At 38.0% G+C, this 8,627-nt stretch carries 10 protein-coding genes; 1 reads left to right on the forward strand and 9 read right to left on the reverse strand.

What is annotated here, in order from left to right; translation table 11 throughout:
• Positions 1-10: 10 nt before the first annotated feature.
• The 9 genes from panC to J7E67_RS25970 form a co-directional block, all read right to left on the reverse strand.
• Positions 11-859 (reverse strand): pantoate--beta-alanine ligase, encoded by an 849-nt coding sequence (panC, locus tag J7E67_RS25930; protein WP_214712093.1) that lies wholly within the window; start codon positions 857-859, stop codon positions 11-13.
• A complete protein-coding gene (panB, locus tag J7E67_RS25935; RefSeq protein ID WP_214712091.1) occupies positions 856-1,692 on the reverse strand; it encodes a 3-methyl-2-oxobutanoate hydroxymethyltransferase in 837 nt (278 codons plus the stop codon). Before panB ends, panC begins: the two co-directional genes overlap by 4 nt.
• Before the next feature lie 241 nt (positions 1,693-1,933).
• Positions 1,934-2,911, reverse strand: a complete 978-nt coding sequence (locus tag J7E67_RS25940; protein WP_214733093.1) for a biotin--[acetyl-CoA-carboxylase] ligase — start codon at positions 2,909-2,911, stop codon at positions 1,934-1,936.
• The gene (locus J7E67_RS25945) at positions 2,896-4,095 is read right to left on the reverse strand and encodes a CCA tRNA nucleotidyltransferase (RefSeq protein WP_214712087.1); all 1,200 of its coding nucleotides are present in this window, start codon (positions 4,093-4,095) and stop codon (positions 2,896-2,898) included. Before J7E67_RS25945 ends, J7E67_RS25940 begins: the two co-directional genes overlap by 16 nt.
• Positions 4,096-4,105: 10 nt before the next feature.
• Positions 4,106-5,233: an N-acetyl-alpha-D-glucosaminyl L-malate synthase BshA gene (gene bshA, locus J7E67_RS25950; protein WP_214712085.1), complete on the reverse strand. Its 1,128-nt coding sequence runs from the start codon at positions 5,231-5,233 to the stop codon at positions 4,106-4,108.
• Between the two features lie 2 nt (positions 5,234-5,235).
• Entirely contained in the window at positions 5,236-5,946 is a 711-nt protein-coding gene (bshB1, locus tag J7E67_RS25955; RefSeq protein ID WP_214712083.1) for a bacillithiol biosynthesis deacetylase BshB1, read from the reverse strand.
• On the reverse strand, positions 5,939-6,355 hold the full coding sequence (gene mgsA / locus J7E67_RS25960) for a methylglyoxal synthase (protein WP_168244905.1): 417 nt from the start codon (positions 6,353-6,355) through the stop codon (positions 5,939-5,941). Before mgsA ends, bshB1 begins: the two co-directional genes overlap by 8 nt.
• An 11-nt stretch (positions 6,356-6,366) precedes the next feature.
• Positions 6,367-7,170, reverse strand: a complete 804-nt coding sequence (gene dapB, locus J7E67_RS25965) for a 4-hydroxy-tetrahydrodipicolinate reductase (RefSeq protein WP_214712082.1) — start codon at positions 7,168-7,170, stop codon at positions 6,367-6,369.
• 5 nt (positions 7,171-7,175) lie between these two features.
• Positions 7,176-7,520, reverse strand: coding sequence for a nucleotide pyrophosphohydrolase (locus J7E67_RS25970; RefSeq protein WP_098931636.1), 345 nt, complete (start codon positions 7,518-7,520; stop codon positions 7,176-7,178).
• Between the two features lie 196 nt (positions 7,521-7,716).
• Between J7E67_RS25970 and J7E67_RS25975 the strand changes: the two genes are divergently transcribed.
• Positions 7,717-8,589, forward strand: a complete 873-nt coding sequence (locus J7E67_RS25975) for a YitT family protein (RefSeq protein WP_214712080.1) — start codon at positions 7,717-7,719, stop codon at positions 8,587-8,589.
• Positions 8,590-8,627: the final 38 nt, after the last annotated feature.

The following is an 8,627-nucleotide window of genomic DNA, read 5'->3' on the forward strand; positions in this document are numbered from 1 at the left end:
CTTTTTTCTATCAATCTATATTCGTAATGTAATTGTCTATTAATCGTACCTTCGTAAATTTTACAGCCAGTGCAATAATAATTGTACCCTCTAATTTTTCCAGTTGCTTTAATTGTGGATAGGAGTAGATTTGGACATAATCAATTGTACCCGTTGATTCATTGGTAATCATTTCACTAATCATACTAATTAATTTCGCTGAATTCCGCTCACCTTCATTAATTGCTGCCACTGCAGCTTGAAGGCTATGATACAGAACAGGAGCTTCTTGTCTTTCCTTTGGCAGAAGATTAACATTCCGAGAACTCTTAGCAAGTCCGTCATTTTCACGAACGATATCGACTGCAATAAGTTCCACAGGAATATTAAAATCAGAAACTAACCCCTCAAGAACTGCCACCTGCTGGGCATCTTTTTTTCCAAAATAAGCTCTTGTTGGCATGATAATGTTAAAGAGTTTTGTTATTACTGTAGCGACGCCATCAAAATGGCCTGGGCGTGATTTCCCACATAAAACATCCGTGCGATCACGGACGTTAACTTTTACCGAAGGTTCGTTTGGATACATTTCCTCAACGGATGGATGGAAAAGAAAATCGACCATTTCACTTTCAGCCAAGGCGCGATCACGATCAAGATCACGCGGGTATTCAGCATAATCCTCTTTTGGTCCAAATTGTAATGGGTTAACAAAAATGCTTAGGACAACGATATCATTATCTTGTCTTGCTCTATTTAAAAGTGTTAAATGACCTTCATGCAGAAATCCCATTGTTGGTACAAAGCCAATCGATTTTTCTTGGAGCTTATGTTTATTTATTATTGCCTGCATTTCCATAATGGTTGTGATTACCTTCATTTCGTACCTCCATAAAGCCCTTTCAGTTCCTGTTCCTTCATTGTGAAAGAATGTTTTTCTTCAGGAAACCGTTCATTTTTAACGTCAGCTGCATAGGCTTGAATTGATTCAATCATAAATGGATTGACAGCATGATATTGTTTGACGAACTTCGGTACGCGATTAACGCCATAGCCTAGAATATCATGATAAACGAGAACTTGACCATCGACAGCAACTCCGGCCCCAATACCAATAACTGGAATAGAAATCATATGGGCAACTTCCTCGGCCAGTTGTTTTGGTACACATTCAAGAACGATAGCAAAGGCACCGGCTTCTTCACATTTCTTTGCATCTTGGAGCAATTTCCTTGCTGCTTGGGCATCTTTCCCTTGCACTCTATATCCACCTAATACACCTACAGATTGAGGGGTTAACCCCAAATGGGCACAGACAGGAATACCGGCTCTAGTTAAAGCAGTAATTTTTTCAATAACATCATCTGCACCTTCTAGTTTAACCGCATGTGCACCCGTTTCTTGTATTAGTCTGGCAGCATTTAATAATGTATCCCGAACGGATAAATGATAAGTTAGAAACGGCATATCAGCGAGAATAAAGGTATCTTTTGCTCCACGTTTTACAGCTTTTGTATGATGTATCATGTCGTCAAGCGTTACTGGTATGGTTGAGTCATAACCAAGGACTACCATCCCAAGAGAGTCTCCCACCAATATAACGTCAACTCCGCCCTCTTCAGCTTGCTTAGCCGAAGGGTAATCATACGCGGTTAACATAACGATTTTTTCATTATTTTCCTTCATTTTCAAGAAATCTGATGTTTGCTTCATCAATTTTCCCTCCTTTTATATGGGAGAGGGGATAAAAAGATTTTAAAAGAGCAAATAAAAAGATCCTTCTGAAGGCAGAGGATCCCAGTTACACTTTTAACATGCTTCATCCCTCTGTCCCGGTCCGCTATACGGATCTAGGCAGAAACCTTATTAATTGTTAGTTTCGTAAAGGTGCAGTTCTCAGTGGATACTGCCCATTGGATAGAATTATAACAAATTCTACGAAAAGTTCAAGCTTTTAAAACTCAATATCCGCAGAATAGATATGATGAATCGTACCGGTCAAATCCTCTAACTGCAGCACTCCATCATTGGTTATTCCTAGTGCTTTTCCTTCAATCGTATTCGTAAGTGTTCTAGCTTTTATGTATTTACCGATATTGCCGGCATAACCCTCCCATAAAAGCTTTATTGGAAGAAATCCTTGTTCTAGATACAGCGTATATAATTTTTCAAAGTGTTTGAAAATAGATCTAATTAACTCTGCTCTCGAGACAGTTTCTCCATCCTCGATAAATAGGGAAGTAGCTATTTCTTGAAGTTCTAACGGGAAATCTTCTTTCTTCTGATTCACATTTATACCAATTCCTATGATAATTGAATGAATAAGGTCGGCCTCCGCTTGTAATTCCGTTAATATTCCCGTTACTTTCTTTCCGTTAATAAGAATATCATTCGGCCATTTTATTTCCGGAATAAGGTCTGTCATTTCTTCAATGGCTTGAACAATCGCAACTGCTGCGAGCAATGTCAATTGTGGCGCATTGCTTAGGGGTATATTTGGACGTATAATCATACTCATCCATATACCTGTATATTTTGGCGAATGCCATTTTCGGGCCATTCTACCCCTGCCAGACAACTGCTCTTCAGCGATGATGACCGTGCCTTCCGGGGCATCTTCTGAAGCAAAGTGATGGGCAAGCTTTTGGGTAGACTCCACACTTTCTACATAATGGATATTTCTCCCTATAAAGTTTGTGGTTAAGCCAAACCTTACCTCATCTGCAGTCACTTTTTCAGGAGTTTTTAGAATCCGGTAACCTTTGTTTCTAACGGCTTCTAATTCAAATCCTTCCTTCCTTAATTCCTCAATATGCTTCCATACTGCCGTCCTTGAGCAGCCAATGAGTTCTGCTAGATGCTGCCCTGATAAAAAGGTGTCACCTGCAGTTGTAAAGGCATCAAGTAATTCTTTTCTTATTTCTGATTGCACTTCATTAGCCACTCCTTGATCTTTTCTTTGTCGTTATCTAGATTTCCGGCTAGGATATTTTCTTCAATGGTTAAAAGCGTCTCCTTAAGCCATGGTCCACCTCTTTTATTGAACCAATCCATTACGTCATTTCCAGTCACATTCATTTCTGAACGGTCTTTTATCGGCAGGGTTTCATACAGTTTAATCCAATGTTCAATCGATTCAACTTCGTTGGTCCCATTAATAACATGGTAGAGCTTTTCCGTTGATAGGATATGATCACGACCAGCAGAATATAGGTCATATATGGTCCAATCTTGTTCAAGTCTTTTTGTAAGGAAATGAACAACTTGTTGAATCTCTCTTATTTCCTTAAGTGCAAGCCGCCACTCTTTTAAAAATAACTCTATCTCTTTTTCTTTTAAATTTATACAGAAAATTAAGAGTGACCACATTTCATTTTTATTAAGATTCCCACTGTTAAAACTACGGAACTCCTCTAATTGCTGCCTCTTTCCTTTCAAACCTGGTAAATAAGAATAAATATTTGCTTCAAGGAGAATATTCAACGCTTTAGTCTTATTTTTACCAATTAAGAGTTTCTCAAACTCCGCTCTTTTTCTCTCTACAGCAATGTTATCAAGCAAGTGAACAAGCTTTGCTAATGCTTGAACCGTACCGCTTTCGATTTGAAAAGAGAGTTGGCTTACAAACCTAACTGCTCTCATCATTCTTAAGGCGTCTTCTTGGAATCGGTCATTCGGACTTCCAACTGTTTGAATTATTCTATCTTGAATGGCTATAAATCCATTAAATGGGTCAATTAATTTTCTATTTCTGTCCATCGCGATAGCATTCATTGTAAAATCTCTGCGCTGTAAATCCTCGTTTAAGTTGCGGATAAAGGTAACCTCTTTGGGTCTTCGATAATCTTGATAGTCTGATTCGGTCCTAAAGGTGGTAATTTCATATCCTCCATCATTTACAAGAACGAGAACTGTTCCATGTTCGATTCCAATATCCACTGTTTTCGGAAAAATCCTTTTCACTTCATCGGGGGTTGCGCTTGTTGCAATATCAACGTCATTAATCTCTCGTTTTAACAAAAAATCTCTAACGGAGCCACCAACAAAATAGGCTTCAAAGCCAGCATCCTCCAGTTTTTTTAATACAGGACTTGCTGCTAAAAATGGGTCAATCATTTACTTCACCTTAATTCAGTAAATTAAAATATATTTGTTCATATTGTTCAACAATTTGGTCAGCCTTAAATTTAGTTTTTGCTGTCTCCACAGATTGTTTGGAAAATTGCTGATAAAGGTCCTGATCAACTAAAATGGCTAATGACTTATTAGAGATATCGTCGATGTCGCCTACTTCACAAATAAATCCATTCATTCCATGATTAATAACTTCTGGTACACCACCAACATTCGTACCGACACAAGGAACTCCACATGCCATCGCCTCTAATGCAACAAGTCCAAAGCTTTCCTTTTCCGATAATAACAGCATTAAATCACTGATGGAGTACAATTCCTCCAGGCTCTCTTGTTTACCTAAGAAAATGACTTGATCTTCTAGTCCAAACTCTCTGACAAGTTTACAGATGATGGTCATTTCAGGGCCATCACCGACCAATAGTAGCTTGGCTGGCATTACAGATGCAATCTTTGCAAAGGACTTTACCACATCTTGTACCCGTTTTACCGGACGGAAATTGGAAACGTGAATAATTACCTTTTCATCTTCTTTTATCTCAAATTCTGACTTTAAAGCACGTGCATCACTTTTTTTATAAATGCGGTCATCAATAAAGTTATACACTGTTTCAATTTGTTTATCTGGATTGATTAACTCATACGTCTGGTCCACTAGAGCCTTGGAAACTGCTGTTACAACATCTGATTTTTCAATTCCAAATTTAATCGCATCTGTCAAAGATGGATCATAACCCAAAACCGTTATATCGGTACCATGTAATGTCGTGACAATTTTAATATCTCGATGGCTCATTTGCTTTGCTAGTATTGCACATACAGCGTGAGGAATAGCATAGTGGACGTGGAGCAGATCTAATTTTTCCCGATTAGCCACTTCCGCCATTTTACTTGCTAAGGCAATATCGTAAGGTGGGTACTGAAATACGGAATATTGATTCACTTCAACCTGATGATAATAGATATTATGGTACATTTTATTTAATCTAAATGGGATACTTGATGAGATGAAATGAATTTCATGTCCCTTTTCAGCAAGCATTTTCCCTAATTCAGTCGCTACTACACCTGAACCACCTACTGTCGGATAGCAAGTAATACCAATTTTAAGTTTCCTCATGTTTATTCTCCTATCAAATCACGATTCAAAAGGATTGGAACTTTCGTTTTGAACCCTTCAGCAAATGTAACACCAACCAACTTACCAAACATTCTTTCCCTTGACTCAACAGTTTCAATATACCCATTTACAAGCGGAGTACTATAGCTTTCTTCTGTTTGCTCGAATTGGCTTTTGTACTCCCTCAATGCTTGGAGTTTTTTATCCATATATTGAGTAATATCAATGGTGAAATCTGGTTTATGAAAACCATTAATCATATAAAAATAAACTCTTTCCACCCGATGTGCAGGTTCATTACCTTCTGTTACATATTTTCTTATGGCAGATGAAAAAACAGCTTCCTCCACTAAACTAGCACAATGACCATGGTCAGGATGGCGGTCTTCAAAATAAGGTGCAAACACAATCTGAGGCTTGTATGTTCTAATAATCCTTGCAATCTCTCTTATGTACTCGTCTTTAAGAAATAATCCTCTATCTGGAAAACCCAGTGATGTACGCATAGAGACGTTTAATATCCCTGCAGCCTTTGCCGCCTCCTCTTTTCTTAGGGGTACATTCCCATTTGAAGAAAGGTCGGCATCTGTTAAGTCACAGATACCAACTTGTTTCCCTTGGGAGGTCAATTTAGCAATCGTTCCAGCCATGCCAATCTCGACATCGTCCGCATGTGCGCCAAATGCAAGGACATGAAGGTGCTGATTAATCATTGATTGCACCATTCTCTTTATTTAGATTTCTCCACTCAATAAGCCCCAGTTCTAGGCCTCTTATTAATAATTCTGCAGTTCCCATATTAGTAGCAAGTGGAATCGAGTATACATCACATAGTCTAACCAATGCTGTTACATCTGGTTCATGTGGCTGTGATGTTAATGGGTCACGGAAGAAGAAAACAGCATCCATTTTATTTTGGGCAATCATTGCTCCGATTTGCTGGTCACCACCAAGGGGTCCAGATTGAAAACGAGTTATACTTAGACCCGTTGCCTCACTAATTCGCTGTCCAGTTGTACCAGTCGCGAATAATGTATGCTTCGAAAATATATTTTGATAAGCAGTCGCGAACTGAACCAAATCATTTTTCTTTTTATCATGAGCTATTAAGGCGATATTCATATATTTACTCCCTATTCTAAAATATTTTCTAGTCCATAAACAAAAGTATTATGTGTCATTACAGTTTCTACTGCCACTTTTACACCCGACATAAAAGAGCCGCGATGGTATGAATCATGCCTTATTGTTAGAGTCTGACCATCAGAACCAAATAACACCTGTTGGTGGGCAACAAGTCCAGGCAAGCGTACCGAGTGAATATGCATTCCATCGAACGTTGCACCCCGCGCACCTTGAATCGTTTCTTTTTCATTTGGGTGCCCCTGATTTTTTTCCTCACGAACTGCAGAAATCATTTCTGCTGTTTTTACAGCTGTTCCTGAAGGAGCATCCAGTTTTTGATCGTGATGCAATTCAATAATTTCTATATCGTTAAAATATTTTGCAGCCATTTGTGAGAATTTCATCATTAACACAGCACCAATGGCAAAATTCGGAGCAATAATACATCCCAGTTTTTTCTCATGACAAATTTGTTCTAATTCCTCTAAATCTCTTGCAGTAAAACCTGTTGTTCCAACCACCGGTCGAACATTGTTTGTGAGTGCAGTTTTTGCGTGATGCATGCCCACCTCAGGTGTGGTTAGATCAATCAAGACATCTGCATGGACATTTTCCAGGCATGTTTCGATATTTGTATAAACGGGTACGTTATGTATTGAATGAAAGCCTTCCAAGTCGCTAAGCATCATTCCATCATATTTATGATCCACAACAGCTAAAAGTTCAAAATGATCAATATTCGTTACTAACTTCACTGCTTCACTGCCCATTCGGCCGCGGGGACCAGCGATGATAATTTTAATTTGTTCCATAAAGTTCACTCCATTTTTTCTTCATTAATTCTTGTCCACCGATTTTGGTCTCTTGTCTTAAATTTTTCCATTACATAATTATGTGCATCTTCTAAGCTGATATTTAAAGAGTTAGCAAAACAAATTAATACAAATAAAAGATCACCAAGTTCTTCTTCGATGGCTTTTTCAGTTTCACTTGTTTTTTTGGGTTTCTCACCATAATAATGGTTTACTTCTCTAGCAAATTCCCCTAGTTCTTCTGTAAGTCTTGCTAGCATCGCAAGCGGACTGAAATACCCCTCTTTAAATTGACTAATGTACAAATCTACTTCTTGCTGAAGGTCTTTCATCGTCTTTTCTTTGGCCATGTATATCACCTCATCAATAAGACTGCTAATTATGTTCATATCCCTATTCTATTGTTTATGTTAGCTAAATTAACGCCGATTTACAAATGTTTTCATTTATATTACCCTCTTTTTCTCTACTCATTGCTCTAACATTTTTTATTCGATATAATAAAAACCGCCATATAAGAGAATTTATGGTAGAGGGGGGTTATTAATGTTACATGGTCTTAAAGTAAAAAACATATTATTTATCCTATTGGGAGCAGCGATAATGTCGTTTGGCCTTGTCAATTTTAATATGCAAAACAAACTGGCAGAAGGCGGCTTCACAGGCATCGCACTTCTATTTTATTTCTTGTTTAAATGGGATCCATCCTATTCAAATCTATTCTTAAATATTCCACTTTTTTTTATTGGGTGGAAATTGTTAGGACGTAATACATTTTTATATACGATATTAGGGACAGTCGGGGTGTCCATTTTTTTATGGATATTTCAACGCTATTCCATTGATATGCCACTTCAAAGTGATTTAACATTAGCTGCATTATTTGCAGGAGTTTTTACAGGCATTGGTTTAGGCGTGATCTTCCGTTATGGAGGAACTACAGGAGGAGTCGATATTATTGCTAGGCTTGTCCAAAAATATGCAGGCTGGAATATGGGAAAAACAATGTTCTTGTTTGATGCATGTGTTATCGCTTTATCTTTGGTAACATACTTAAATTATAAACAAGCAATGTACACACTCGTAGCTGTGTTTATTGGCGCTAGAGTAATTGATTTCATGTTAGAAGGTGCTTATTCAGCGCGAGGAGCTATGATTATTTCGGAAAAGAACGAGCAAATTGCCTCTAAGATTATGGAAGAAATGGACCGAGGAGTAACAGTCCTAAAGGGATACGGCTCTTACACTAAAAGTGAGCGTGAAGTCTTATATTGTGTTGTCGCAAAAAATGAAATAGTCCGTTTGAAAAATGTAATTACTTCCGTTGATCCCCATGCATTTGTCTCCATCACAATTGTCCATGATGTCCATGGAGAAGGTTTCACACTCGATGAAAATAAAATGCCTTTAGTAGACTAAAAAAGCAATGTCCACTTTAAACTGGCACCCATGTCAAG

The organism is Bacillus sp. ISL-46 (genome assembly GCF_018613205.1).

Excerpts from the sequence above, each read along its gene's own strand:
- panC (WP_214712093.1), bottom strand. The coding sequence starts at position 859 with ATGAAGGTAATCACAACCATTATGGAAATGCAGGCAATAATAAATAAA.
- panB (WP_214712091.1), bottom strand. The coding sequence starts at position 1,692 with ATGAAGCAAACATCAGATTTCTTGAAAATGAAGGAAAATAATGAAAAA.
- J7E67_RS25975 (WP_214712080.1), top strand. The coding sequence starts at position 7,717 with ATGTTACATGGTCTTAAAGTAAAAAACATATTATTTATCCTATTGGGA.
- J7E67_RS25945 (WP_214712087.1), bottom strand. The coding sequence starts at position 4,095 with ATGATTGACCCATTTTTAGCAGCAAGTCCTGTATTAAAAAAACTGGAG.
- dapB (WP_214712082.1), bottom strand. The coding sequence starts at position 7,170 with ATGGAACAAATTAAAATTATCATCGCTGGTCCCCGCGGCCGAATGGGC.
- J7E67_RS25970 (WP_098931636.1), bottom strand. The coding sequence starts at position 7,520 with ATGGCCAAAGAAAAGACGATGAAAGACCTTCAGCAAGAAGTAGATTTG.
- bshA (WP_214712085.1), bottom strand. The coding sequence starts at position 5,233 with ATGAGGAAACTTAAAATTGGTATTACTTGCTATCCGACAGTAGGTGGT.
- mgsA (WP_168244905.1), bottom strand. The coding sequence starts at position 6,355 with ATGAATATCGCCTTAATAGCTCATGATAAAAAGAAAAATGATTTGGTT.
- bshB1 (WP_214712083.1), bottom strand. The coding sequence starts at position 5,946 with ATGATTAATCAGCACCTTCATGTCCTTGCATTTGGCGCACATGCGGAC.